This is a genomic window from Brevundimonas sp. TWP2-3-4b1 (genome assembly GCF_049897665.1).
GTDB classification, from domain to species: domain Bacteria; phylum Pseudomonadota; class Alphaproteobacteria; order Caulobacterales; family Caulobacteraceae; genus Brevundimonas; species Brevundimonas subvibrioides_B.
Genome location: NZ_JAFCWQ010000009.1, coordinates 77,096 through 99,342 on the forward strand (window position 1 = coordinate 77,096; position 22,247 = coordinate 99,342).

General features: G+C 69.5%; 27 protein-coding genes. 14 read left to right on the forward strand and 13 right to left on the reverse strand.

The genetic code is table 11. The annotated features are described in order from the left end of the window. Positions 1 to 145: 145 nt before the first annotated feature. The 5 genes from glnD to ACP7A5_RS09080 all read right to left on the reverse strand — a co-directional run bounded on the left by glnD (position 146) and on the right by ACP7A5_RS09080 (position 7,956). The gene (gene glnD, locus ACP7A5_RS09060) at positions 146 to 2,815 is read right to left on the reverse strand and encodes a [protein-PII] uridylyltransferase (protein ID WP_426041617.1); all 2,670 of its coding nucleotides are present in this window, start codon (positions 2,813 to 2,815) and stop codon (positions 146 to 148) included. Next, positions 2,815 to 5,511, reverse strand: a complete 2,697-nt coding sequence (gene mutS / locus ACP7A5_RS09065) for a DNA mismatch repair protein MutS (protein WP_426041618.1) — start codon at positions 5,509 to 5,511, stop codon at positions 2,815 to 2,817. Before mutS ends, glnD begins: the two co-directional genes overlap by 1 nt. A gap of 192 nt (positions 5,512 to 5,703) precedes the next feature. After that, a complete protein-coding gene (locus tag ACP7A5_RS09070) occupies positions 5,704 to 6,609 on the reverse strand; it encodes an aldo/keto reductase (RefSeq protein WP_426041672.1) in 906 nt (301 codons plus the stop codon). A 64-nt stretch (positions 6,610 to 6,673) separates the two neighbouring features. Then, on the reverse strand, positions 6,674 to 7,306 hold the full coding sequence (gene maiA, locus ACP7A5_RS09075; protein WP_426041619.1) for a maleylacetoacetate isomerase: 633 nt from the start codon (positions 7,304 to 7,306) through the stop codon (positions 6,674 to 6,676). Beyond that, positions 7,303 to 7,956: a fumarylacetoacetate hydrolase family protein gene (locus ACP7A5_RS09080; protein ID WP_426041620.1), complete on the reverse strand. Its 654-nt coding sequence runs from the start codon at positions 7,954 to 7,956 to the stop codon at positions 7,303 to 7,305. The genes maiA and ACP7A5_RS09080 overlap by 4 nt, the downstream gene beginning before the upstream one ends. A 204-nt stretch (positions 7,957 to 8,160) precedes the next feature. On the opposite strand from ACP7A5_RS09080, the gene ACP7A5_RS09085 reads away from it, so the two are divergent. The 3 genes from ACP7A5_RS09085 (at position 8,161) to ACP7A5_RS09095 (ending at position 9,205) form a co-directional block, all read left to right on the forward strand. Continuing rightward, a complete protein-coding gene (locus ACP7A5_RS09085; RefSeq protein WP_426038650.1) occupies positions 8,161 to 8,538 on the forward strand; it encodes a glycine zipper domain-containing protein in 378 nt (125 codons plus the stop codon). Next, on the forward strand, positions 8,538 to 8,936 hold the full coding sequence (locus ACP7A5_RS09090) for a hypothetical protein (protein ID WP_426041621.1): 399 nt from the start codon (positions 8,538 to 8,540) through the stop codon (positions 8,934 to 8,936). Before ACP7A5_RS09085 ends, ACP7A5_RS09090 begins: the two co-directional genes overlap by 1 nt. A gap of 92 nt (positions 8,937 to 9,028) precedes the next feature. After that, complete coding sequence (locus tag ACP7A5_RS09095) at positions 9,029 to 9,205, forward strand: DUF1328 domain-containing protein (RefSeq protein WP_309628863.1); 177 nt, start codon at positions 9,029 to 9,031, stop codon at positions 9,203 to 9,205. A 105-nt stretch (positions 9,206 to 9,310) separates the two neighbouring features. Here the strand turns inward: ACP7A5_RS09095 and ACP7A5_RS09100 are convergent, their stop codons facing one another. Both ACP7A5_RS09100 and ACP7A5_RS09105 read right to left on the reverse strand, forming a co-directional pair. Next, a complete protein-coding gene (locus ACP7A5_RS09100) occupies positions 9,311 to 9,571 on the reverse strand; it encodes a helix-turn-helix domain-containing protein (RefSeq protein WP_426041622.1) in 261 nt (86 codons plus the stop codon). Continuing rightward, positions 9,571 to 10,173, reverse strand: a complete 603-nt coding sequence (locus ACP7A5_RS09105) for a DUF2975 domain-containing protein (RefSeq protein WP_426041623.1) — start codon at positions 10,171 to 10,173, stop codon at positions 9,571 to 9,573. Before ACP7A5_RS09105 ends, ACP7A5_RS09100 begins: the two co-directional genes overlap by 1 nt. Positions 10,174 to 10,254: 81 nt before the next feature. On the opposite strand from ACP7A5_RS09105, the gene ACP7A5_RS09110 reads away from it, so the two are divergent. Continuing rightward, the gene (locus ACP7A5_RS09110; protein ID WP_426041624.1) at positions 10,255 to 11,199 is read left to right on the forward strand and encodes an MBL fold metallo-hydrolase; all 945 of its coding nucleotides are present in this window, start codon (positions 10,255 to 10,257) and stop codon (positions 11,197 to 11,199) included. A gap of 21 nt (positions 11,200 to 11,220) precedes the next feature. Here ACP7A5_RS09110 and ACP7A5_RS09115 read toward each other — a convergent pair whose 3' ends face one another. Genes ACP7A5_RS09115 through ACP7A5_RS09125 form a run of 3 tightly spaced genes read right to left on the reverse strand, consistent with a single transcriptional unit; the run spans position 11,221 to position 13,373 of the window. After that, complete coding sequence (locus ACP7A5_RS09115; RefSeq protein WP_426041625.1) at positions 11,221 to 12,072, reverse strand: metallophosphoesterase family protein; 852 nt, start codon at positions 12,070 to 12,072, stop codon at positions 11,221 to 11,223. 2 nt (positions 12,073 to 12,074) lie between these two features. Then, positions 12,075 to 13,067, reverse strand: a complete 993-nt coding sequence (locus ACP7A5_RS09120; RefSeq protein ID WP_426041626.1) for a diacylglycerol/lipid kinase family protein — start codon at positions 13,065 to 13,067, stop codon at positions 12,075 to 12,077. 45 nt (positions 13,068 to 13,112) lie between these two features. Next, on the reverse strand, positions 13,113 to 13,373 hold the full coding sequence (locus ACP7A5_RS09125; protein ID WP_426041627.1) for a hypothetical protein: 261 nt from the start codon (positions 13,371 to 13,373) through the stop codon (positions 13,113 to 13,115). A gap of 257 nt (positions 13,374 to 13,630) precedes the next feature. Between ACP7A5_RS09125 and ACP7A5_RS09130 the strand changes: the two genes are divergently transcribed. After that, positions 13,631 to 13,978, forward strand: coding sequence for a YMGG-like glycine zipper-containing protein (locus tag ACP7A5_RS09130; RefSeq protein ID WP_426041628.1), 348 nt, complete (start codon positions 13,631 to 13,633; stop codon positions 13,976 to 13,978). A gap of 82 nt (positions 13,979 to 14,060) precedes the next feature. Next, a complete protein-coding gene (locus tag ACP7A5_RS09135; protein WP_426041629.1) occupies positions 14,061 to 14,513 on the forward strand; it encodes an OmpA family protein in 453 nt (150 codons plus the stop codon). Here ACP7A5_RS09135 and ACP7A5_RS09140 read toward each other — a convergent pair. Next, a complete protein-coding gene (locus ACP7A5_RS09140; RefSeq protein WP_426041630.1) occupies positions 14,510 to 15,394 on the reverse strand; it encodes a methyltransferase domain-containing protein in 885 nt (294 codons plus the stop codon). The genes ACP7A5_RS09135 and ACP7A5_RS09140 overlap by 4 nt on opposite strands. Here ACP7A5_RS09140 and ACP7A5_RS09145 point away from each other — a divergent pair. From ACP7A5_RS09145 to ACP7A5_RS09175, 7 genes are all read left to right on the forward strand, one after another. Continuing rightward, positions 15,393 to 16,199 carry a ComF family protein gene (locus ACP7A5_RS09145; protein WP_426041631.1) on the forward strand — a complete coding sequence of 269 codons (807 nt, stop codon included), beginning with the start codon at positions 15,393 to 15,395 and terminating at the stop codon, positions 16,197 to 16,199. The two genes, ACP7A5_RS09140 and ACP7A5_RS09145, sit on opposite strands and share 2 nt — an antisense overlap. Positions 16,200 to 16,268: 69 nt before the next feature. After that, the gene (grxC, locus tag ACP7A5_RS09150) at positions 16,269 to 16,526 is read left to right on the forward strand and encodes a glutaredoxin 3 (protein ID WP_425990171.1); all 258 of its coding nucleotides are present in this window, start codon (positions 16,269 to 16,271) and stop codon (positions 16,524 to 16,526) included. Next, on the forward strand, positions 16,526 to 17,362 hold the full coding sequence (locus ACP7A5_RS09155; protein WP_425990173.1) for a carbon-nitrogen hydrolase family protein: 837 nt from the start codon (positions 16,526 to 16,528) through the stop codon (positions 17,360 to 17,362). Before grxC ends, ACP7A5_RS09155 begins: the two co-directional genes overlap by 1 nt. After that, positions 17,359 to 17,793: a DUF1178 family protein gene (locus ACP7A5_RS09160; RefSeq protein ID WP_426041632.1), complete on the forward strand. Its 435-nt coding sequence runs from the start codon at positions 17,359 to 17,361 to the stop codon at positions 17,791 to 17,793. Before ACP7A5_RS09155 ends, ACP7A5_RS09160 begins: the two co-directional genes overlap by 4 nt. Positions 17,794 to 17,950: 157 nt before the next feature. Further along, a complete protein-coding gene (locus ACP7A5_RS09165) occupies positions 17,951 to 18,772 on the forward strand; it encodes an AraC family transcriptional regulator (RefSeq protein ID WP_426041633.1) in 822 nt (273 codons plus the stop codon). 44 nt (positions 18,773 to 18,816) lie between these two features. Continuing rightward, positions 18,817 to 19,278, forward strand: coding sequence for a DUF6265 family protein (locus ACP7A5_RS09170; protein ID WP_426041634.1), 462 nt, complete (start codon positions 18,817 to 18,819; stop codon positions 19,276 to 19,278). Continuing rightward, positions 19,275 to 19,775, forward strand: coding sequence for a GNAT family N-acetyltransferase (locus ACP7A5_RS09175; protein WP_426041635.1), 501 nt, complete (start codon positions 19,275 to 19,277; stop codon positions 19,773 to 19,775). The genes ACP7A5_RS09170 and ACP7A5_RS09175 overlap by 4 nt, the downstream gene beginning before the upstream one ends. Here the strand turns inward: ACP7A5_RS09175 and ACP7A5_RS09180 are convergent. Continuing rightward, a complete protein-coding gene (locus ACP7A5_RS09180; RefSeq protein WP_426041636.1) occupies positions 19,772 to 19,978 on the reverse strand; it encodes a hypothetical protein in 207 nt (68 codons plus the stop codon). The two genes, ACP7A5_RS09175 and ACP7A5_RS09180, sit on opposite strands and share 4 nt — an antisense overlap. A gap of 99 nt (positions 19,979 to 20,077) precedes the next feature. Then, positions 20,078 to 20,854, reverse strand: a complete 777-nt coding sequence (gene ubiG, locus ACP7A5_RS09185; protein ID WP_426041673.1) for a bifunctional 2-polyprenyl-6-hydroxyphenol methylase/3-demethylubiquinol 3-O-methyltransferase UbiG — start codon at positions 20,852 to 20,854, stop codon at positions 20,078 to 20,080. 84 nt (positions 20,855 to 20,938) lie between these two features. Here ubiG and ACP7A5_RS09190 point away from each other — a divergent pair, with 84 nt between their 5' ends. Beyond that, positions 20,939 to 22,213 carry an aspartate kinase gene (locus tag ACP7A5_RS09190; protein WP_426041637.1) on the forward strand — a complete coding sequence of 425 codons (1,275 nt, stop codon included), beginning with the start codon at positions 20,939 to 20,941 and terminating at the stop codon, positions 22,211 to 22,213. Positions 22,214 to 22,247 lie beyond the last annotated feature (34 nt).

Here is a 22,247-nt window from a genome sequence, read left to right on the forward strand (position 1 = left end):
TTCCGCTCATCCCGGCGAAAGCCGGGATCCAGTGCTTTCGCTGGGCATTGGTGCGCGGGATCAACGTCAATGCGAACAAGGCGGCGCCGATCGTCCAAAGAACTGGGTCCCGGCTTTCGCCGGGATGAGCGGGATTTGAAGGGCCTTAGCGCGGTTCCGGCCCGGGCGAAACGGCCTTGCGGGGCCTCAGGTCGGAGACGTCGCGCGCACTCGCCCGCGCCGCGGTGATGCGGCGGCCCTGCGGCTGCTCGGGCGTCCGGTCCAGCACGGCTTCCAGCGCCGCATGGACCTCGTCCAGCACGGCGTCCGACGTGATCTTCCGGCCCTCGGCATCGGTCACATAGAAGCTGTCCACCGCCCGCTCTCCGAACCCCGCGACATGGGCCGAGCGGATCGACAGGGCGTGATCCGACAGGGTGCGGGACAGCTCGGCCAGCAGGCCCGGGCGGTCGGCGCCCGAGACCTCGATCACCGTGGCGTCTGCCGAGGCGGCGTTGTCGATCATCACCACCGGCCGCACGTCGAACACCGCGCGGCGCGGCGAGGGTTTGGGCATGGCGGGGGGAGAGACCGGGGTCTCGCCGCGCGCCGCCGCCTCCAGCGCGGCGATCAGGGAGGTGAGGCGACGCGGCTCGTCGTGACCATAGGGACGGTCGGCCCCGTCCTGGACCTGGAACACGTCCAGGGCCGTGCCGTCGGCGGCGGTCGCCACCCGGGCCCCGGCGACGTCGGCCCCCGCCGCCGCAAGCACTGCAGTCAGATCGGCGAACAGGCCCGGCCGGTCGCGGGCAGCCAGGGCGATTTCGGTCGTGGCCTCCATCGTGCCCGGCCCCCGGCGCGCCTCGGCCGCCGCCCCGGTGGCGCAGGCGCGGGCGACGAGGTCAGCATGGTCGGCCAGGGGATCGGCCCCGACGGCGGTCTCGCCCCGGAACAGGGCCTCGACCCGGCCGTAGAGGCTGCGCATCAACTGGCCTTTCCAGCTGTTCCATACCCCCGGCCCGACGGCGCGGATATCGGCCACCGTCAGGACGAGCAGCATCCGCAACCGCTCGGGATCGCCGACGATCTCGGCAAACGCCTGCACGGTCGCGGGATCGGAAATGTCCCGCTTCTGCGCGTAGTCGGACAAGGCCAGGTGATGCCGCACCAGCCAGACCACGATCTCGATCCGCCGCGTCTCGATCCCCAGCCGTTCGCAGGCGCGCCTTGCGGCGATCGCCCCGTCCTCCAGCTGCCCCCGTTCGCCGCCCTTGCCGACATCATGCAGCAGCATGGCCAGCATCAGGGCCTCCGGATCGGCGATCAGATGGATCACCTCGGTGGCCAGCGGATGATCGTCCTTCAGCTTGCTGCGCTGGATGTCGTTGATGATGCCGATGGCCTGCAGCGTGTGCTCGTCGACCGTATAGGCGTGGTACATGTTGAACTGGGTCTGGCCGACGATCCGGCCCCATTCGGGCAGGAACCGGCCCAGCAGCCCGGCCTCGTTCATGATGGTCAGGACGCGATAGGGCCTCTGCCCGTGCGCCAGCACATGCAGCAACGCTGCGGTCGCGCGCGGATCGCGTCTCAGCTTCGGCGTCACCAGGGCCAGCGACCGGGTCACGGCGGAGAAGGCATGGGGATGGACGTCCAGGTCATGCTGGTCGGCGCAGACGAACAGGGTCAGCAGCTTGACCGGATCCTCGGCGAAGACCTCCGGCCCCGTGACCGACAGCCGCCCGCCGTCCTCGATGAAGCCGGGCACGCCCAGGTCCCGCTTGCGCCCCGGGATCAGCCGCGACAGGCTCATCGTCTTCTTCTGGTGGCGGGCCTCCAGCGTCGCGCTCATGGCCCGTGTCAGGCCGCCGACGTCGCGAGCGACCAGGAAGTATCGGCGCATGAACCGCTCGACCGCCGGCTCGTCGCCCCGGCCGCGCCACCCCATCCGCCGCGCCACCTCGGGCTGGAGGTCGAAGGTCAGCTTTTCCTCGGCGCGACCCGCCGCCAGATGCAGATGCGCCCGCACCCGCCAAAGGAAGTCGAAGGCCTCTTCAAAGGCCCGGCGCTCGCGCGGCGTCAGAAGTTCATCCAGCACCCGGGCGCCCAGCGGGCTTTCCGGCGCCAGCGACCGCGCGATCCAGAACAGGGTGTTGAGGTCGCGCAGCCCCCCCTTGCCATCCTTGATGTTCGGCTCGACGCGATAACGGACGGCGCCGGCCCGGGCGTGGCGGCCGTCGCGCTCCTCCATCTTGGCGGCGATGAAGGGGCGCGGATCGGCGTTGGTCACCATGCCCCGGAAGCGCCAGAGGAAATTCTCGGTGACCTGTTCGTCGCCCGCCAGAGGCCGGGCCTCCAGAAGCGCCGTACGGATGGTCATGTCGGAGCGGGCCAGCGACAGGGCCTCATCCACCGACCGGGCCGACGACCCGACCTTCAGCCCGAGGTCCCACAGGACGTAGAGCATGAACTCGGCCACTGTCTCGGTCCGCGCGGTGGTCTTCCACGGCCGCAGGAAGACGAGGTCCAGATCCGAAAACGGCGCCAGCACGCCCCGGCCGTAGCCGCCGACCGCGATCAGGCTCAGCTTCTCCGCCTCGGTCGGGTTGTGGGACGGATAGAGGGTCTCGGTCGTAAACCGCCACAGCGCGAGCAACAGCTCGTCGGCCGCCGCGGAATAGAGGCGCGCCACGTCCACGCCCGGCAGACCGGCCGCGAGTTTCGCCGCGATCTTCTCGCGCGCCGCGTCGTAGTGAGCTTTCAGGATGGCGGCGACGGCGGGCCGCACGCCCGGACCGGACACGATGGCGTCGAGACGGGCGTCGAGGGTCGACATCAAATCCTCGCCAGCCCCTTCAGCCGGTACAGCGCCTCCAGCGCCTCGCGCGGGCTGAGCGCATCGGGATCCAGCGCCGCCACGGCCTCATCGATCGCCGATTTCAACGCCGGCGCAGGCGGCTCCATCACCGCGAACAGCGGCAGGTCGTCGAGCCGCCCATGCGCGGCCTTTTCGGTCTCCAGCCGGTCCAGCACGGCCCGCGCACGGGCGACCACGGCCGGAGGCACACCTGCCAGCTTGGCCACCTGGACGCCGTAGGACCGGTCCGCCGCCCCCGGCGCCGCCTCGTGCAGAAAGACCAGTTCGCCGTTCCACTCCTTTGCCTTCATGGACAGGTTGCAGACGTGGTCCAGCCGCTCCTCCAGCCGCGCCAGTTCGTGATAGTGGGTGGCGAACAGGGTCCGGGCCCTGTTCACGTCGTGCAGGGCCTCGGCGCAGGCCCAGGCGATGGCGAGGCCGTCATAGGTGGCCGTGCCCCGCCCGATCTCGTCCAGAACGATGAAACTCTGTGGTGTGGCCTGGGTCAGGATGGCGGCCGTCTCGACCATCTCCATCATGAAGGTGGAGCGTCCCCGCGCCAGGTCGTCCCCCGCCCCGACCCGGCTGAACAGCCGGTCGACGACGCCCAGACGCATCGACTTCGCCGGCACGAAACACGACCCTTGCGCCAGCACCACCAGCAGGGCGTTCTGGCGCAGGAAGGTCGACTTTCCGGCCATGTTCGGCCCGGTGACGATCGACAGCCGCGCGCATCCCGCCCCATCGCCGTCCAGCCTGCAGTCGTTCGGCGTGAACGGATCGCCCGCCCGCTTCACCGCCGCCTCGACCACCGGATGCCGGCCGCCTTCGACGGCGAAGACCCTGGAATCGTCCACCATGGGTCGGACCGCCCCGACCTCCTCGGCCCATTCGGCGAGGGCGGCAGTGGCGTCGAGTTCGGCCAGGGCATCGGCCACCGCCTGCAAAGGCATGGCCAGGGACTGCACGGTGCGGCGCCAGACCTCGAAGGTCTCGCCCTCCATGGCCAGCGCCCGGTGCCCGGCCTGGCTGATCTTCGCATCCAGTTCCGACAGCTCGACCGTCGTGAACCGCACCTGGGCCGCCAGGGTCTGGCGGTGGATGAAGGGGCTTTCCGGTCCAGCCCGGAACAGGGGCTCGGCATGTTTGGCCGTCGTCTCGAGGAAATAGCCGAGCACCGCATTGTGCTTGATCTTGAACGGCACGCCGCTGTCGGCCACGGCGCGGGCCTCCAGATCGGCGACCACCCGGCGGCTGTCGTCGCGCAGGGTGCGGGCGGCGTCCAGCTCCGGCCGGAAGCCCGGCCTCACGAAGCCGCCGTCGCGCGCCAGATGCGGCGGCTCCTCGGCCAGACCCTCCGCGAGGTCGAGCATCAGCCGCGCCAGATCGGGCGACAGGGTCAGCCGGTCCAGACAGCCGACGATCCGCGCCGGCGGCCCGGTCAGGGGATCGGGCGAGACGGTGAACAGCCCGGCCAAGGCTTCGGCGATGGTCAGGCCCGCCCGGATCGCCGCCAGGTCGCGCGGTCCGCCCCGCCCCAAGGCCAGCCGCGACACCGCCCGCGCCACATCGGCCGAGGCCTTCAGCCCGTCGCGCAGGTCCCGCCGCAGCGACCGCCGCTCCAGCAGCCATTCGACCGCATCGAGTCCGTGATTGATCTCAACCGGATTGCGCAGCGGCCGGGCGATCCGCTCGGCCAGGGCCCGCGCCCCACCCGAGGTCACCGTCCGGTCGATACAGGCCAGCAGCGATCCCTCGCGCTCGCCCCGCTGCGTCCGGTCGATCTCGAGGCTCAGCCGCGTCGCCGGATCGATGGCGAGGAAGCCCGCATCGCCCGACCGGCGCGGCGGCGCCAGGGCCGGGACCTTGCCCGCCTGGGTGGTCTCCAGATAGGCGGCGATCAGCCCGAGCGCGGAGACCTCCGCCTCCTCGAACGCCCCGAACCCGTCCAGCGAGGCCACGCCATACAGGCGCGCCACCCGACCGCCCGCCGCCGCCGGTTCGGCCACGGCGGACGCGAGCGCCTGGACCACGCCGCCGGAGCCGTCGAGCGCGCCTTTCAGCTCGGGATCGGAATAGAGTTTGTCGGTGACCAGCACCTCGCTCGGCCGAAACGCCGCCAGCGTCGCGCCCAGATCGCCGATATCGCAGGCGACGCAGTCCACGGCGCCCGCCGACAGCTCGACCACCGCCACGGCCGCGCGGCCCTTACGGATCGCCACGGCCGCCAGCCGGTTGGCGCCGCGCGCATCGAGCAGCGAATCCTCGGTCAGGGTCCCCGGCGTCACCACCCGCACGATGTCGCGCCGGACGATGGACTTGGAGCCGCGCTTCCTCGCCTCGGCGGGGTCCTCCATCTGTTCGCAGATGGCGACGCGGAAGCCTTGGCGGATCAGCCGGGCGATATAGCCCTCGGCCGCATGGTGGGGCATGCCGCACATGGCGATGTCCTCGCCCAGATGCTTGCCCCGTTTCGTCAGCGTCAGGCCGATGGCGGCGGCCACCAACTCCGCGTCCCTGAAGAACAGCTCGTAGAAATCGCCCATACGGAAGAACAGCACTGCATCCGGCTGCGACGCCTTGGCCGCCAGATACTGGGCCATGAAGGGCGTGACGACGCCCTGATCGGGAGCGGTCGCGTCGGTCTTCGGCGGATGGGAGAGGGGGGCGTTCATGACGGTCCGTCAGGGTGACGGATCGTCCGCGTCGGCTCAAGCTATTCCTCCCCCATCGGGGGAGGGGGACCGCAGCGCGCTTGCGCTGGGGTGGAGGGGGCCATCCGCGAACACGGAAACGGGTGCGAGCCCCCTCCGTCACGTCGCGAAGGCGCGCCGCGCCACCTCCCCCAGCGGGGGAGGATTGGAGGATCAGGCCGCGACCTGTCGGCGGTATCCGGCGCTGAGGACGGCGGGTTCCTGGAAGGCCAGGGCGTCCCAGTCCAGGTCGGGACGCGGCGCGTGGGCGGCGGCCAGGACGGCGCGCAGTTCGGCGGCCGAAGCGACGCTGGCGACCACCGCCGCGGCCGGCGGCAGGCCGAGGCAGAAGGCGAGCGCCGCCTGCATCGGATCGATCCGCGCCTCGGCCAGCCGCCGCCGGGTGCGCGACAGGGCGATCCCGTGACCGGCCAGATGCGGCGGCAGGTTTTCCTGATTGGTGAACAACAGGCCGCGTGCGAACACCGACGAGACATGGACGTCGACGCCCATCCCGGCGAGGTCGCTCAGCACGCCCTCGGTCACCGGCCGCTGGTCGAGAATATTGCAGGGCATCTGCACGACGTCGGGCTGGAAGCGGCGTGCCAGAAGCGTCGGCCCGTCCTCCATCGTCGCCATGAAGCCGATGCGCTTGTACAGGCCGCGGTCCTTCAGCGCCTGCATCCGGTCCCACAGGGCGCGACCCTCGGCCCCGGCCAGATCGCCCGCCCCGGACGCCAGCAGGACGTCGCCGCGCGGCAGGCCCATCCGCTCCAGCGAACGACGGGCGCGGGCCTCGACCCGGTCCAGCCCTTCGGACAGGGCCACGGTGCGCACGGAAACGGAGAAGGGCGAGGGGAAGGGCCAGGCCTGTCCCAGCAGCCGCTCGCCGTCGCCCTGGGGGCGGGTGGCGATCAGGGCGACGCCGGCGTCTGCGGCCGTCTGCAACAGGGTCCGCATCGCCTCTTCGCGTGCGCCGACGGGAATCGGGAGCGCGCGCTCAGGCTCGGTCACGACCGCGAGGGCCAGCTTCGCGGCCGGGGAAGGGGAAACGCCTGATTTCACCCGGCCATTCTGCACCGGCAATGCTTAAGCGATGCTGAGGGAGACCCTACCGGTTCCTTACCGGCGGAACGCGACTCGGTCAGTCGGCGCCGGGCTGCTGGTCCGGATGGGCGGCGGCGAAGGCGGGGTGGGCCAGCGCCCGCGCCTCGATCGCCGTCAGCGCGGCGAACGGCGCCAGGTCCACGTTGAACCGCCGCGCCGAATAGAGTTGCGGGATCAGATAGCAGTCCGCGAGGGTCGGGGCGTCGCCGTGCAGCCAGCCCTTGCCCTGGTTCGCCGTCAGGGCGGTCAGGGCCTCGAACCCCGGGACCATCCAGCGTCCGGCCCAGGCGTCGATCTGCGTTTGATCGGCCCCGAAGGTCGTCCGAAGCTCGGTCAGGACGCGCAGATTGTTGAGCGGATGGATGTCCGAGGCGATCAGCCCGATCAGCCCCCGCACCTGGGCCCGGCCGATGGCGCTCCCGGGCATCAGCGGCGGCTTGGCATAGGTCTCGTCCAGCCATTCCAGGATGGCCGCGCTCTGGGTCAGGACCACGCCGTCCACTTCCAGCGCGGGCACCAGCCCTTGCGGGTTCAGCTTGAGGAAGGCCTCCGATCGCTGCGCCCCGGTGCGCAGGTCGATGTCCTGCTGTTCGTAGTCGACGCCCTTCAGGTTCAGGGCGATGCGCGTCCGGTAGGCCGCGCTGGAACGGAAATAGCCGTGCAGGATCATCGAACCGTGAACCTCAGGGTTTCGAGACCGGCGACGGTCGCCTCGACCGCATCGCCCGCGACCAGGGGCCCGACGCCCTCGGGCGTGCCCGTGAAGATCAGGTCGCCGGGCTGGAGCGCCCACAGTTCGCCCGCCTTCCCGACGATCTCGGCGGGGTTCCAGATCATCTCGGCCAGGGTCGACGACTGTTTCGTCTCGCCGTTGACGGTGAGGATGATGGCCCCCTCCGGCTCCGGCAGGGCGCCGAGCGTCAGGGCGCCGCAGGGCGCCGACTGGTCGAATCCCTTGGCCGCATCCCACGGACGGCCCTTCTCCTTTGCCTGGGCCTGCAGGTCCCGCCGCGTCAGATCGACGCCGACGGCCCATCCGACGATGGCTCCACCCTCGCCGATCGCAGCCACCAGCTCGACCTCGTAGTGCAGGTTCGCCGTCGCCGATGGATAGGCCGGGTCGCCGCCGTCGGTAACGATGGCGTCGGCGGGTTTGGAAAAGAAGAAGGGCGCCTGGCGCGTCGGATCATTGCCCATCTCGCGCGCATGGGCGGCATAGTTCTGGCCCACGCACAGGATGCGCCGCACCGGAAAACGGCGCGCATCGCCGACGACGGGCAGGGAAACGGCCGGAGCGGGGGGGAACAGGAAAGAGATCATGGTTGCCGTTGTAGAGCGCTCGCGGGTTTTGAGAAGTGGCTGGTGGCGCGTGACCGGCGGCTGAAACCCTGCCTCCACCCGTCAGCAATCACCCACCACCAGCCATCCTTCTTGCTGCACCGCAAAGGAACCGCCGCCGCAATCTGGCGTTCCCCGGACTAGGCCTGTATCTAAGGCCAAGCTGATTAAACGGAGCGCGGCACCATGGCGACCACCAAGGCTAGAGAAGACATCAAGAACGACCTGAACACCCTCAAGGAGGATCTGAAGGTCGGCGCCCGCGAGGAGACCGCGCGGCTGAAGGCCAGGGCGGCCGAGACCGAGGCGCGCCTGCGCGAAAAGGCCGCCGAGGCCGACGCCCGCATCCGTGAGCGCGCCGACGAAATGCGCGACCAGGCCCGCGGCTATTACGACCAGGCCCGCGTGCGCGGCCGCGAGTATTACGACGACGCCTCGGAGCGTTTCGATGAAGCCCAGCGCTACATCACCGAGCGGGTCCAGGAGCGTCCGGTCCAGTCGACCGCCATCGCCCTTGGCGTGGGCGTGGTGCTCGGTCTGCTGCTGGCGGGTCGTCGCCGCTGATGATCGGCAAGGGGCTTGTTAAAAAGCTGACGGCGGCCTTCGTGGTCGCCGCCAGCGCCTTCGTGGCGATCGTCGCCCTGGGTGCGACCCTGTATTATGCGCTCGCCCTGGTCCTGCCCGCCCTGGGCGCCGCCGCCATCACGGCCGGGGTCTTCGCCCTGATCGCGATCATCGTGGCCATCGTCTTCCTCAACGCCGCCGGCGTGATGGAGGACGAGGACGAGGAAGAAGAGCCCGAAGGTCTCGGCGGCCGGGCCTATGCCCTGTTCCGCACGCGTCCGATCCTCGGCACGGTCGCCGCGCTTGCCGGAGGCTGGATCTTCCTGCGCAACCCGGCGCTGGCGACTATGGTCGCGGCGGCCTTCACCGAGAAATCGCACACGCGGTACCGGCGATAGGCGGAACGGCAAAGCCATTGGCACGTTGATCAGACAGGCGGCGTCGAGGTTGGGCGGCGCCTGTCATCAACCCCTTTCAAGGAGGGCCGTCCATGATTCGCTGGGCCATCATTTTCCTCGTTGTCGCCCTCGTCGCTGCCGTTCTCGGCTTCGGCGGGATCGCCAATTTCTCGTTCGAAATCGCCAAGTTCGTCGCCGTCATCGCCATCATCTTGTTCGTCATCTCGCTGGTCGCGGGCGGACTTCGGGGACGCGGGACGCGCATATAGCCGGCTGAGGCCAGCACGACAGAGCAAGAGCCGCGGCCTTCGGGTCGCGGCTTTTTCTATGACCGGGGTACATCGAGGTCACTGCCCGTCCTCGCTGCCTGATTGTCAGGCTCTCCGACGCGACGATGTGCGCGGACCGTCAGCTTCTTCGCTCCTGTCAGACCCGGGTGCGTATTCGAGAATGTCGCCAGGCGCACAGTCCAGATAGCGGCAGATCGCGTCCAGGGTCGCAAACCGCACCCCGCGCACCTTGCCGGACTTGAGCAGAGACAGATTGGTTTCGGAAATGCCGATGGCTCTCGCAAGCACATTGGAGCGCACCTTGCGCCGGGCCATGATCACATCGAGACGAACGACGATGGGCATCAGACGAACCGCGAGGCGTCGTCGTGGACCTCTGCGGCCCAGGCCATCACCCGGGCGACGACGAACAGGATCAGGCCGAGACCAAGGGCCTTCACACTGTCCATACGCAACCAGCCCTCGTCGTCGAAACCGGCCAAGGTCACAACGATATGGCCAAGCGTCGGGGCGACCGCATAGGCGATCAGCCACAGCGCGATCGTCGTCATGCATCGGGCATTCTCGGGCAACAGAACCCTGCCCGCGCTATAGAGACCGAACAGCCGCCGCAGCTGCCACAGCACCGCCAGGGCCGGGATCATCATCAGGCTGGCAGAGGTCGCGAGCGCCAGCTTCTGGATCACCGGCAAACTGCCCACGGTGGTCCAGCCGGGGTGCAAGGCGGGGGCTTGGGCGTCGATGAAGATCTGCATGCCGCCGGGCCGGACCTGAAGCCGGGTTCCAGCATAGACGAGGACGGCGACGACCGCGACGGCGAGCAGAATCGCCCCCAGCCCTAGCAGGCCGGCGAACAGCCACTCCAACGGCCGGCTCAACCGCCGGATTCGACCGAAGGCCGGCGGTTCGGTCGGAGCGGGCGGCGGGAACTCAAGGATCAGGGCCATGAAATGCGTCACAGATTGTCTGATTGACAGTTATATTTTTATGTATTTCGATATTCCATCCATTGCAATCGAGGACACGTCATGTCGCGCCAATTCCCGTCCCTGCTCGCCGGACTGGCGTTCGCCCTCGCCGTTTCGGCCTGCGCGACTCCGACCACCCGTCATCCTGTGACCGCCGCAGACCTCGGTATTCCGGCGGCGACCTCGGACATGGAGGCCAGTCTGGCGCGGCCGGGGGTGGTGACCTTCCAGCGCGTCGCCTTCGCCCGATGGACCGGCGGACGCGGCGCCTTCATCGACCTCGACGATCCCCGAACCGCCGGCGTGCCCAAGGGCGACGAGGAGGCGACGATCTATGCCTATGTCATCGACCATCCCCGGTTCGGACGGGTCCTGATCGACGCGGGGGTCTCGGCCACGCTCGAAGACCGACTCAACTGGGTCATGCGGCGCGGCGTGCGGGATCTGAACGTCCGGATCGACCGGACTATGGGCCAGTGGCTGGCGAACGAGACCGCACCGGGCGCGGTCTTCCTGACCCATCTGCATTTCGACCATATCAGCGGCCTGATCGATCTGCCCCTCGCGACGCCCGTCTATCTCGGGCCGGGTGAGGCGCAGGAACGCAGCCGGATCAACCTCCTGCTCGGCAGTCCGGCCGACGCCATCCTCGAGGGTTATGGCCCACTGCATGAATGGGCCTTCCAGCCCGACCCGGATGACGCCTTCGACGGCATAGTCGATGTCTTCGGCGACGGCTCGGTCTGGGTTATCAGCGTTCCAGGGCACTCGACGGGGTCGACCGCCTACCTGGTCAATGCCGTCGACGGGCCGAAACTGGTCGTCGGCGACGCGGTCAGCACCCGCCTCGGCTGGGAAGCCGGAATGCCCCAGCCCGTTCCCCTCGCCGCGCGCGCTGCCGCCGAGCGGTCTGCAGATCGCCTGCGACGCTTCTCAGTCACCCACCCGGCGGTGGAGGTCTTCCTTGGGCACCAGTCGCGAACGGGGCAGGTAGAGGGGCGGTGAGGCTGATCCGCCTGGCGGAACTCACACCGCCGCCGCCTCCTTCACCCCCGGTACGGCCGGATCGGGCGCGGTCTCGGCATGACGCGTGTCCTGGCGGCGCGGCAGCTTCCAGGACTTGCTGCATTCGAACCGGTCGCCGGTCCAGGCGATGGCGTTGACGGTGATCTGATGTTTGTCCCACAGGATCTCATTGAAGCCGGGCGGGGTTCCGCGCTCCCGGTGCGACAGGGTCCCGCAGCCGATGGCGTAGGAACAGCGGTCCGACAGGTCGATGGGCAGGGCGAAAGGCACATGCACATGGCCCGTGGTGATCAAATCGACCCCCGCCTCGGCGAAGATCGTCGCCGCCGCCTCGCCGCGCTTGACCTCGCCGGTCATCGGCGCGCCGATCATCTCGATCAGCGGATGGTGACAGGCCAGGATTCTCAGCGCCCCGACCGGCGCCGCGCGCAGGGCCTCGGCCGCGCGTCGGGTCTGGTCCAGGTCGATGACGCCCTTGGACCAGTTGGCCCGCGCCTGCCAGCCGCGGGCCGTCGTCACGCCCCGCACCATGACGGCGTCGGAAACGAACTCTCCGTCATGGGCCGGATGGCCGGTCGCCGTCTCGAACGCCTTCCACGGCCAGAACAGCCGCGCCGCCACGTCCCAGTAGGGCACGTCGTGATTGCCCACGATGACGAAGCGCGGCGTCGGCATGGCCTTGATCCAGGCGCCGGCGGCCGCGAACTCGTCCGGATAGCCCTTCTGGGTGATGTCACCGGTGATCAGGATCAGATCGCTGGGCTCGGCATGGGCATAGTCGAGCGCGGCGGCGCAGGCGTGTTTGTGCTCGACCCCGAAATGGACGTCCGAAAATTGGAGAACCCGCCCCATGCTCACACGACGTCCCCGGCCGTCCCGGACCCGGAGGACTCGGGCTGAAGCGGCTCGGGGACCAGGGCCTGGAAGGCCTTGGGGATGAAGGTCACCGTCGTATCGTGCGGCAGGAGCGTCGGCTCGCCGTCCAGCACCGCCGGGATCCGCGACCTGGCCCGGATGCGGATGCGCCTGGCGGGCTGGGTCATGACCGAGGGATCCTGACGCCAGTCGCTGAACAGGGCGGTGGCGGCCAGGCGGAAGGCCTGGGCCGCATCGGCCGGGTTCATGGCGGCCGCCTCCAGTCCCACGGGCGCGTCCATGGCCTGGGAGATCATCGGGCTGATCAGAACCAGGGCCTCGCTGCGCCGCGCCCTGCCGCCATCCAGCTCAACCCGGATCTTGCCCGAGAAGGCGCGGCGCAGGGCGCGTCGGCCATAGGTCCAGGCCAGGCTCAGCTTGCCGGTGCGCATCGCCTCCCGGGCCGGCGCCCACAGGGCTGGCGAGCCGAAGATGCCGGCGCAATAGAAGGCCTGGCCCTCGACCGAGCCGCCCGATACGCACTGCGGTTCGCCATGCTCGAGCGCGCGGCGCAGGGCGACCTTCCAGTCGGTCGTGCCGTAAAGCGCCTTGGGCAGCATGTTCATCGTCCCGCCCGGCAACGGGGCGACCAGCGGGCCGTTCGGCCCGGCCCTTGACGCGACCGCCCGCGCCGTGCCGTCGCCGGCCAGGACGAACAGCACGTCCGGCGAGGACGCAATGGCCGTGTTGATCTGGGCGTCCATGGTCTCGCCGACCAGTTCGACGACCTCCGCCTCGCACGGATAGTCGGCCAGGATCGCCTCGACCTCGGCCGCCGCGCGCGGGCCCACCGAACCAGACAGCGGATTGACCAGCACCACCACCCGGGTGATCGCCACATGAGCAGTCAGATTGCGCGGCCCGGAACCGGAGTCCTGGGCCGCGTCGTCGGGCGTCGAGATTTCGACGTCAGGCAGTGTCGTTTCGGTCATTCGCCCCGAACGCGTCGTTTCGCCGGTCGTTCCGGCGAAGCTTCACTATTGCGTCTGAAGTTTCTCGGCCGTGGTCGCCGCGCCGGCTTCCAGAGCGTCGCCGGTCTTCTCTGCGGCCGCGCCCGCCTTGTCGACGGCGACCTCGGCGGCCTCGGGGGCCTGGCCGATCAGTTTCCTGCCCTGATCGACGCCGGCCGTGATCCAGCCGTCCATCATGGCCCCGCCCTCGGCCAGCGACTGCTCCTTGACGCCGAGCACCGCGGTCAGAACGCCGAACAGCGCCAGCAGGGTGACGATCAGTCCCACGAACCCGCCTCCGCCACCGCCTCGCCGTTTCGAGCGGGCCCACACAGGGCTGGCGTGGTCGTCGTCCGCCATACGAACCGGTTCAGGAAAACGCATCATAAATAACCCCCTCGGACTGCCGTAACGCGGACCACGCCCCTCGCGCGCCCGCACTGCAGTCATATGTCATCGTTAACCGGGAGCATAGGCGCGGAACCTCTGCCATAATCCAGCGTTCTCGCTCCCGGGGCGAAACATCAGGAATGAAGGACCATCCTATGAACAAGGCAATTCTCGCGATCGGAGCCGCCGGTCTGCTGGCCACGGCCTGCGCCAGCGACCCGTACGGCAACAGCAGCAGCAACCAGACCGTCCGCCAGGGCGCCATCGGCGCCGGCCTCGGCGCTGTCGCCGGCGCCATCATCGGCAACAACGTTGGTTCGGGTAACGCCGCGACCGGCGCTCTCATCGGCGGCCTCGCCGGCGGCGCCGTCGGCGCAGTCCGCGGCTCGCAAGCCGACCGCAACGCCCAGCAGCGCTACCGCGATAATCGCGGCAATTACTACTACTGCTACGACAACCGCCAGGACGAGTGCTACTGGGAAAACGGCCAGCGTCGCTACTAGGATACTGAACCGCAAGGTTTTTCAGGGCGGCTCGTCGATGGCGGGCCGCCCTTTCCGCGACAGAATTCAGGGAGGCGGCGACATGACGATGAAATCGACTATTCTGGCGGCCAGTTTGGCAGCGATGGCGCTGGCGGGGTGTTCAACCCTGCGGACGCCCAGCCGTGACGAGCTGGTGACCGAGCCCTCGGCCTGCGCCGCCAAGCGGTTCGACATCTATTTCGCCGAGGACCAGGCGAGCCTGACGCCGGCCGCGCGGACGGCGATCGGCCTGACCGCGACCCAACTTCAGGGCTGCGAGATCAAGACCGTTCAGGTGCTGGGCCTGGCGTCGTCCACGGGCGGCGCCGACGCCAATCAGGCCTTGTCCGAGCAACGCGCCCTCGCGGTGGCCGAGGCCCTGACCGCCGCCGGATGGCCGACGCCCGCTTTTGAGCTCACGGCTGCAGGCGATCAGGGCGCCACGACGTCCTCAGGCGTGGCCGAACCCCTGCGCCGCCGCACCGAAGTTTTGGTCGAGGCCGCGCCCCGCTAAGGGTCGTGGCGTCCGTGCTCGACGACGCCCAGCGCGTCGGCGAGCCGGACTCTGGCCGATCCGCGCGGCAGCGGTTTCGGCTGGCTCTCATGCGGCGCCCAGCCCGCCAGGTTGACGATCTCGAACGTCGCCGGAATGCGGCCATCGGCCTCGCCATATCGTTCTGAATAGAGGGCGGCCGCCCGCGCGATGATCGGCCGGGTCAGGGGCCGGACCGCGCCCGCCAGCACATTGGTCTCGCCCATGGCGCGCAGGTCGCGGATCAGGGCGAACAGGTCCGGATAGCGAACCGTCAACCGATCCACGTCCGCCACCGGCAGGGCGAACCCGGCCCGCTGCAGCAGGCCGGCCCCGTCGAAGCCGTCGGCGAAGGGCGACACCCGCGCCTGGGCCCCGCCGCGTTCGGCCAGCTCCGCCTCGGTCAGCACGCCGCGCAGCTCCTTCAGCGTCCCCGCGCCCAGCAGCGTCCCCAGAAACAGCCCGTCCGGCTTCAGCGTCCGCCGGATCTGGCTCAGCGCGCCGGGAAGGTCGTTGGCCCAGTGCAGGGTCATCAAGGACACGATCAGATCCGCCGACCCCGGCTCGATGTCCAGCGTCCTGGCGCCCGGTCCGGCGCGATCCGTCCGATCCCCGACCGCGCGCGGCGATCCGACCCGGCCAGCGGCATCGCTCCCGGCCAGAGCCTGGGCGAACGGTCCCGGGTGCGCAGACAGGTCGACGGCGACCGGAAACTCCCGCAAGGTCGCCTCGAGACTGAGAACGGCGTTCTCGGCGGCGCGGTGATGCAGGAAGTCGGCGTCGGCGAAACGGCGCTCCGACCGCGCCAGCCGGGCCGCCCGCCGCGCGGCGTCGAAGATCAGGGGAGGGCCGGGTTCGGTCATGGCTGTTGAGGATGGGGGCTGGAGCGAGCGTTGGGAAGACGGCCGGTCGCGGATCGGTCGAAGGCTGACGTCTTTCGGCCGGGGCCTGGCCGACCTGATCCTGCCGCCCATGGCCCATGACAGCCGCGAAGCGACGGCCGCCGCCGGCCTGACCGCCGGCGCCTGGAGCCGGGTGATCTTTCTGGAAGACCCCGTCTGCGACGGTTGCGGGGCGGCGTTCGAATATGACGGCGGCGACTTCGCCTCGGATCGCTGCGCCGCCTGTCTGGCCCAGCCCTATGTTTTCGCCCGGGCCCGCGCCGCCTGCGTCTACGACACGGCCTCGCGCGGCCTGATCCTGAAGTTCATGCATGGCGATCAGCAGCAGTTCGCATCTTTGTTCGCCCGCTGGCTGGGCCGGGCCGCCGCGCCTCTCATCGAGGACTGCGACGCCGTCGTGCCTGTGCCGCTGCATCGCTCGCGCCTGCTGGCCCGGCGTTTCAACCAGGCCGCCGAGATCGCGCGGCCGATCGCCCGGGCGGCGAACCGCGACTATCTGCCCGAGGCCCTGATCCGCGCCCGCGCCACCGAAACCCAGGGCGGACGCAGCCTGCGCGGCCGCAAGCTGAATGTGAAATCGGCCTTCGCCGTGTCCGAAGCTGCGGCGCGACAGGTACGCGGGCGGCGCATCCTGCTGGTCGACGACGTCCTGACCACAGGGGCGACGGCCGAGGCCTGCGCCCGCGCGCTTCTCAAGGCCGGCGCCCGCGCCGTGGACCTGGCCGTCATCGCGAGGGTGCGAACGGCGCGGGAACTGCCTAGATAGGGGAACGGTTCGATCCGTACGCCTTGCACCGTGCACGGTCGATCACACTAATTTTTCGGAGCTGCCGCCTTGGCCGACGTCGTCCTCTACACCAAACCCGGTTGCCCCTACTGCATGGCGGCCATGGGCCTGCTGGCGCGCAAAGGCGTCGATTTCACCGAGATCGTGGCCTCCAACGACCCGAAGAAGAAGGCCGAGATGATCCAGAAGTCGGGCGGCAAGGCCACCTTCCCCCAGATCTTCGTCGATGGAAAACACATCGGCGGCTCCGACGACATGCACGCCCTAGACCGGCGCGGCCAGCTCGACGCGCTTCTGGCCGCCTGATGTCTTCGGGCCTGCCCATCGCTCTGATCCAGACCCGCACCCCGGGGACGCAGGCTGCGGCGCTGGCCCATGTCGAGCCCCTGATCCGGCAGGCGGCGGCACAAGGCGCGAAATTCATTCTGACGCCCGAGGGGTCGAACCTGCTGGAACAGCGCAAGGACCGCCGCGGTCTCGCCATCGTCAGCGAACGGCAGGACGCCGTCGTCCTGGGCCTGCGCCATCTGGCGGCGGAGCTGGACGTCTGGATCCTGATGGGCTCAGCCATCGTCAAGTCGGAGCAGGCCGGAGACGACCGGGCCGCCAACCGCTCGCTGCTGATCGACGCCGGCGGCGGCATCGTTGCCCGCTACGACAAGCTGCACGTGTTCGACGTCGACCTGCCGAATGGCGAAAGTTACCGCGAGAGCTCGACGATCCGGCCCGGCGACGGCGCGGTCGTGGCCGATACGCCCTGGGGCCGTCTGGGCCTGACGGTCTGCTACGACATTCGCTTCCCGCATCTGTTCCGCCAGCTGGCCAAGGCCGGCGCCGGCATGATCTCGGTTCCGGCCGCCTTCACCGTCCCGACCGGCGAGGCCCACTGGGAGACCCTGCTGCGCGCCCGCGCCATCGAGACCGGCGCCTTCGTCCTGGCCCCGGCCCAGGGCGGGACGCACGAGGACGGCCGCAGGACCTGGGGCCGCTCGACCGTCGTCGGTCCCTGGGGCGAGGTGATCGCCAGACTGGATCACGACGAACCGGGCGTACTGCACGCAAGGCTGGACGTCTCGGCCGTCGAGAAGGCCCGCTCTTCCGTGCCCGCCCTGCGTCACGACCGGGAGTTCACCGCTCCATGATCCGTTACGCCCTCGTCTGCGATCACGCCCACCCGTTCGAAGCCTGGTTCGGGTCGTCCGACGCCTATGACGATCAGGCGGTGCGCGGCCTCGTCGAATGCCCGTTCTGCGGCTCCCACGCCGTGTCGAAACAGATCATGGCGCCGGCCGTCGCGGGCACGAAGACTCGCGGCGCCGATCCCGACATGACGGCCCGGGTCCAGACGATGATGATGCAGGCCGCCCGCGAGGTGCGCAGCCACGTCGAGCAGAATTTTGACTATGTCGGGGATACGTTCGCCCGCGAAGCCCGCGCCATCCACGAGGGCGCCGCCGAGAAGCGCGAGATCTACGGCGAAGCCACGCCTGCCGAGGTCAAGGCGCTGAAGGAGGACGGCGTCCCCTGCGCCGCCCTGCCGCCGGCCCCGATCGATCCGGGCAAGGCGAACTGAGGTCCCTTCCCTCCGTGCATCCCGGCGAAGGCCGGGATCCAGATCACGGACTCGGGCAGGTTGGACGACGTACCGGCTCCCCCCCTGAAACGCGTCATTCCATCTGGACCCCGGCCTTCGCCGGGGTGCACGGTGAACAGGATTGGGGGATCGCCGTTTGAACATCGAAGAACGCTACGCCGAGTTCCCGCCGCCGCCGTCCCTGGCCCCCTGGGTCAAGGTGATCTGGACCTACGCCAATCCCGAACCGTCGGACACCGTCCAGCGGATCGCCCCCGACGGCTGTCCCGAACTGATCCTCGACATCGGCGCCCCCTATGAGGAGGAGGGGCCGGACGGGGTCTGGCGCCTGCAGCCGTCCGCCCTGTTCGCCGGCCAGATGACACGGCCCATCGCCATACGCCCGGTCGGCGCGGTCGAACTGGTCGCCGTCCGCTTCCACCCCGACGGCGCCCGCGACTGGCTGGGCGCCCCGCTGAGCACGGCGACCGACGGGCGGCTGGACATGGTCGACCGGCTCAGAGGCGTCCGGCCGCCCGCCGGCGATCCCGAGGCGCAGACGAAGGCCATGACCGACCGGCTGGAGGCGCTGCGGCTCCAACAGGGCTGGACCGTCGATCCGGTCGTCCGCGCCGAGGTCGAGGCGATGATGGACGATGCGCCCGCCGCCGTGCGCTCCTCCGCCGACCAGCGCGCCCTGCAGCGCCGCTTCCTCGACCGGGTCGGCGTCTCGCCCCGGATGCTGCGCTCCGTGCTGCGGTTCCGGCGGGTGTTCGACCATGCGCTGGAACCGACGCCCGAGGCGGGCGGCTGGTTGGAGGCGGGGCTGGGCGCCGGCTATTTCGACCAGCCGCAGATGGCGCGCGACTTCCGCCGTTTCCTCGGTTGCACGGCGACCGAATGGGCGCGTGAACAGGTCGAACTGGCCCGCGCCATCGCGTCGCAAACCTACAAGCCGGGCCCGCCGCACCTGGCCTAGGCTTTGACCCGTCGCCGCACGACGCGGCCGCCTGGAGGACGCGGATGACTAGCCTGACCGCCCTGTTCGCCGCTGCAGCGCTGCAGACCGCGCCGGCCCGGCCCGATCTGGCCTGGATGGCCGGTTACTGGCTGGACTGTTCGCAAGGGCGCGAGGCATCGGAGACCTGGACCGACCCGCGCGGCAGCGTCCTGATCGGCGCGGCGGTCACGGTGGCCTCGGGCGAGACGTCGTTCGAGTATGCGCGGGTGGCCCCGATCGACGGCGTCATGGCCTATGTCGCCCAGCCCGGCGGCGCGGCGGCGACCGCCTTTCCAGTGCTCGCGGCCTCGGCCTCGCGAGTGGTGTTCCAGAACCTCGACAACGACTTTCCCCAGCGCGTCATCTATCAGCGGACGGGCGACGTCCTGACGGCCCGGATCGAGGGACGGATGGGCGACCGCGACCAGGCGATGGACTGGCGATTCGACAAGGCCGAGCTGAATACGAGATGTCCCACCCCGTGACGACTGCAACCGGCTGGCGGCCGATGACCGAAGCCGACCTCGATCGCGTCGCCGGGATCGCCGTCATCGGTTTTCCCAACCATTTCGAGGGCCGGGACTGTTTCGAGAACCGGCTCGCCCTCAACCCGGCGGGCTGTTTCGTGCTTCAGACGCCGGGCGCGCTGGAGGGCTATCTGGTCGCCTATCCGTGGACGAGGGACGCAGCGCCGACGCTCAACACCCTGATCGAGGCGACTCCAGCGGACGCCTCGATCCTCTATCTGCACGACCTCGTCCTGACGCCCGCGATGCGGGGGCAGGGCTGGTCGAGGCCGGCGGTGGCCGCTGTGGTCGATCTGGCCAGGGCGAGCGGCCGGACGACGATCGCCCTGGTCGCCGTCAACGACGCCGTCGACTTCTGGCGCGGCCACGGGTTCGACGTGCGCGAGACGCCGGAGATGGCGGCCAAACTGATCAGCTACGGCTCCGACGCCCGCTATATGACGAGAACGGTCTAGCTGCGGGTCCAGCCCTTCTCGGCCATGCAGACTATGAAGGCGTCGCGACTTTCGGTGCGGTCGTCGCACTCCTCGCGTGCAGCGTCGAACGGCTGGGCGTTGTTGCCGTGCCAGGAGTCGTCGCCGTCGGCGTCGATCAAGGTGATGCAGCCCGAGGTCATCAGGGCGGCGGAGACGGTGGCGAGAATCAGCAGGCGTTTCATCGGGAAGGCTCCATTGCTATGGCTCCTCGTTGCCACCGCGCTCGGCCAGAATCCCGTTACAAGTCTGACAGCTGGATGAAATCTCCGTAAGCTTTGCGGTCAGTCCCGCGTGGCCAGCATCATGTAGTTGACGTCAGCCCCGGCGCTCTCGCTCCAGCGGTCGCTGAGCGGCGAATAGTTCAGGCCGAAGGGGCCGGTCACCGCCACCGGCTCGGCCGACAGCATCGACCGGATCTCGTCCGGCTTGAGGAATTGACGCCAGTCGTGCGTGCCCGCAGGCACCCAGCGCAGGATGTATTCGGCCGCGATCTTGCCCAGCGCCAGCGACTTCAGCGTCCGGTTCAGGGTGGCGACGACCAGGATCCCGCCGGGCGCGATCAGCCGCGAACAGGCCCGGATGAAGGCCTCCGGGTCGGCCACATGCTCGATGATTTCCAGCACCAGAACGACGTCGAAAGGCCCCGCGCCTTCCGCTTCGACCTGTTCCACCGTCGCGGCGCGATAGGCGATGTCGAGACCTTGTTCGGCCGCATGGGCCCGGGCCGTGCCGATATTCTCGGACGAGGCGTCGACGGCGGTGACGGCAAACCCCATTCGCCGCATCGGCTCGGCGATCAGGCCGCCGCCGCAGCCGATGTCGATCAGGCTCAGGCCCTCGAACGGCGCGCGCGTCCTGGGGTCGCGCCCGAACCGTTCGGCCACCCGGTCGCGGATGAAGGCCAGCCGCGCCGGGTTGAACCGGTGCAGGGGGGCGAACGGGCCGCTCGCGTCCCACCATTCCGCCGCCTGGGCCGAGAACCGGGCCACGTCGGCGGGATCGATGCTGGCGCCTTCGGCTATATCGGCAAAACCCTGCCCCGTTTGGGGTTTGCGCATCGTCGACGGGTCGGTAGAAGCGGCCATGGACGCAAGGGTGAACCCCTTTTGCGGCTTTCTGGCAAGACGGGGACGAACGCCACGATGACGCGGCCGACCAACACACGACTGGTGATGAAGTTCGGCGGCACGTCGATGGGCGACCTCGAGCGTATTCGCCGCGCCGCCCGGATCATCGCCGCCGAGGTCAAGGCCGGCCATTCGGTGGCCGTCGTCGTCTCCGCCATGGCGGGCAAGACCAACGAACTGGTGGCCTGGACGGACGGCGCGGGAAGCGCCGCCGCCGGCCTGCCGCTGTCGGACGACGAATACGACGTCGTCGTCGCCTCGGGCGAACAGGTGACCTCGGGTCTTCTGGCCATCACCCTGCGCAACATGGGTCTGAACGCGCGCAGCTGGATGGGCTGGCAGATTCCGATCCTCACCGACGAGGATCACGCCCGCGCCCGCATCGTCGCCGTGCCGGGCGAGAAACTGGGCGCCGCGCTGGACGCCGGAGAGATCGCGGTCATCCCGGGCTTCCAGGGCGTGTCGCCGACCGGCCGGATCACCACCCTGGGCCGGGGCGGATCGGACACCTCGGCCGTGGCCGTGGCCGCCGCTCTGGGCTGCGCCTGCGACATCTATACGGACGTGGACGGGGTCTATACGACCGACCCGCGCATCGAGAGCCGGGCCCGTCGGCTCGAGAAGGTCTCCTACGAGGAGATGCTGGAAATGGCGTCGCTCGGGGCCAAGGTGCTCCAGACCCGCTCGGTCGAACTGGCCATGGGCATGCAGGTTCCGGTGCGCGTGCTGTCCAGCTTCATCGAACCCGACGAAAACGGCGTGTTGCCCGCCAAGTCCGGCACCCTGATCTGCGACGAGGAGGAAATCGTGGAAAAACGCATCGTGTCCGGCGTGACCATGAGCCGCGACGAGGCCCGTATCACCCTGCTGGGCCTGTCCGACCGGGTCGACGCCCCCGCCGACGTCTTCACCCGCCTGGCCGAGGCCAGCGTCAACGTGGACATGATCGTCCAGTCGCAGGCCCGCACCGAGGGGGCGGTCAACCTGACCTTCACCACCGGCAGGCGAGACGCAGCGCGCGCCGCCGAGCTGATGCGCGCGGCCCAGAAGGACATCGGCTTCGAGGAAATCCGCGTCGACGAGGACGTGGCCAAGGTCTCGGTCGTCGGCGTCGGCATGCGCAGTCACGCGGGTGTCGCCCAGACCATGTTCAAGGCCCTGGCGGACAAGGGCGTGAAGTTCCAGGCTATCTCGACCTCGGAAATCAAGATCAGCGTCCTGATCGACGCCGCCTATGCCGAGCTGGCCGTTCGCGCCCTGCATTCGGCCTATGGGCTGGAAGCGGTATAGTATCGGCTGAACCCGTCCCCATCCCGGGGGCCGA

Bases quoted from the DNA above. Each gene is read 5' to 3' on its own strand.
- glnD (WP_426041617.1), bottom strand. From the start codon at position 2,815: ATGTCGACCCTCGACGCCCGTCTCGACGCCATCGTGTCCGGTCCGGGC.
- mutS (WP_426041618.1), bottom strand. From the start codon at position 5,511: ATGAACGCCCCCCTCTCCCATCCGCCGAAGACCGACGCGACCGCTCCC.
- maiA (WP_426041619.1), bottom strand. From the start codon at position 7,306: ATGATCCTGCACGGCTATTTCCGTTCCAGCGCGGCCTACCGGACGCGC.
- ACP7A5_RS09080 (WP_426041620.1), bottom strand. From the start codon at position 7,956: ATGATCTCTTTCCTGTTCCCCCCCGCTCCGGCCGTTTCCCTGCCCGTC.
- ACP7A5_RS09085 (WP_426038650.1), top strand. From the start codon at position 8,161: ATGGCGACCACCAAGGCTAGAGAAGACATCAAGAACGACCTGAACACC.
- ACP7A5_RS09090 (WP_426041621.1), top strand. From the start codon at position 8,538: ATGATCGGCAAGGGGCTTGTTAAAAAGCTGACGGCGGCCTTCGTGGTC.
- ACP7A5_RS09095 (WP_309628863.1), top strand. From the start codon at position 9,029: ATGATTCGCTGGGCCATCATTTTCCTCGTTGTCGCCCTCGTCGCTGCC.
- ACP7A5_RS09100 (WP_426041622.1), bottom strand. From the start codon at position 9,571: ATGCCCATCGTCGTTCGTCTCGATGTGATCATGGCCCGGCGCAAGGTG.
- ACP7A5_RS09105 (WP_426041623.1), bottom strand. From the start codon at position 10,173: ATGGCCCTGATCCTTGAGTTCCCGCCGCCCGCTCCGACCGAACCGCCG.
- ACP7A5_RS09110 (WP_426041624.1), top strand. From the start codon at position 10,255: ATGTCGCGCCAATTCCCGTCCCTGCTCGCCGGACTGGCGTTCGCCCTC.
- ACP7A5_RS09115 (WP_426041625.1), bottom strand. From the start codon at position 12,072: ATGGGGCGGGTTCTCCAATTTTCGGACGTCCATTTCGGGGTCGAGCAC.
- ACP7A5_RS09120 (WP_426041626.1), bottom strand. From the start codon at position 13,067: ATGACCGAAACGACACTGCCTGACGTCGAAATCTCGACGCCCGACGAC.
- ACP7A5_RS09130 (WP_426041628.1), top strand. From the start codon at position 13,631: ATGAACAAGGCAATTCTCGCGATCGGAGCCGCCGGTCTGCTGGCCACG.
- ACP7A5_RS09135 (WP_426041629.1), top strand. From the start codon at position 14,061: ATGACGATGAAATCGACTATTCTGGCGGCCAGTTTGGCAGCGATGGCG.
- ACP7A5_RS09145 (WP_426041631.1), top strand. From the start codon at position 15,393: ATGGCTGTTGAGGATGGGGGCTGGAGCGAGCGTTGGGAAGACGGCCGG.
- ACP7A5_RS09140 (WP_426041630.1), bottom strand. From the start codon at position 15,394: ATGACCGAACCCGGCCCTCCCCTGATCTTCGACGCCGCGCGGCGGGCG.
- ACP7A5_RS09155 (WP_425990173.1), top strand. From the start codon at position 16,526: ATGTCTTCGGGCCTGCCCATCGCTCTGATCCAGACCCGCACCCCGGGG.
- ACP7A5_RS09160 (WP_426041632.1), top strand. From the start codon at position 17,359: ATGATCCGTTACGCCCTCGTCTGCGATCACGCCCACCCGTTCGAAGCC.
- ACP7A5_RS09170 (WP_426041634.1), top strand. From the start codon at position 18,817: ATGACTAGCCTGACCGCCCTGTTCGCCGCTGCAGCGCTGCAGACCGCG.
- ACP7A5_RS09180 (WP_426041636.1), bottom strand. From the start codon at position 19,978: ATGAAACGCCTGCTGATTCTCGCCACCGTCTCCGCCGCCCTGATGACC.
- ubiG (WP_426041673.1), bottom strand. From the start codon at position 20,854: ATGCGCAAACCCCAAACGGGGCAGGGTTTTGCCGATATAGCCGAAGGC.
- ACP7A5_RS09190 (WP_426041637.1), top strand. From the start codon at position 20,939: ATGACGCGGCCGACCAACACACGACTGGTGATGAAGTTCGGCGGCACG.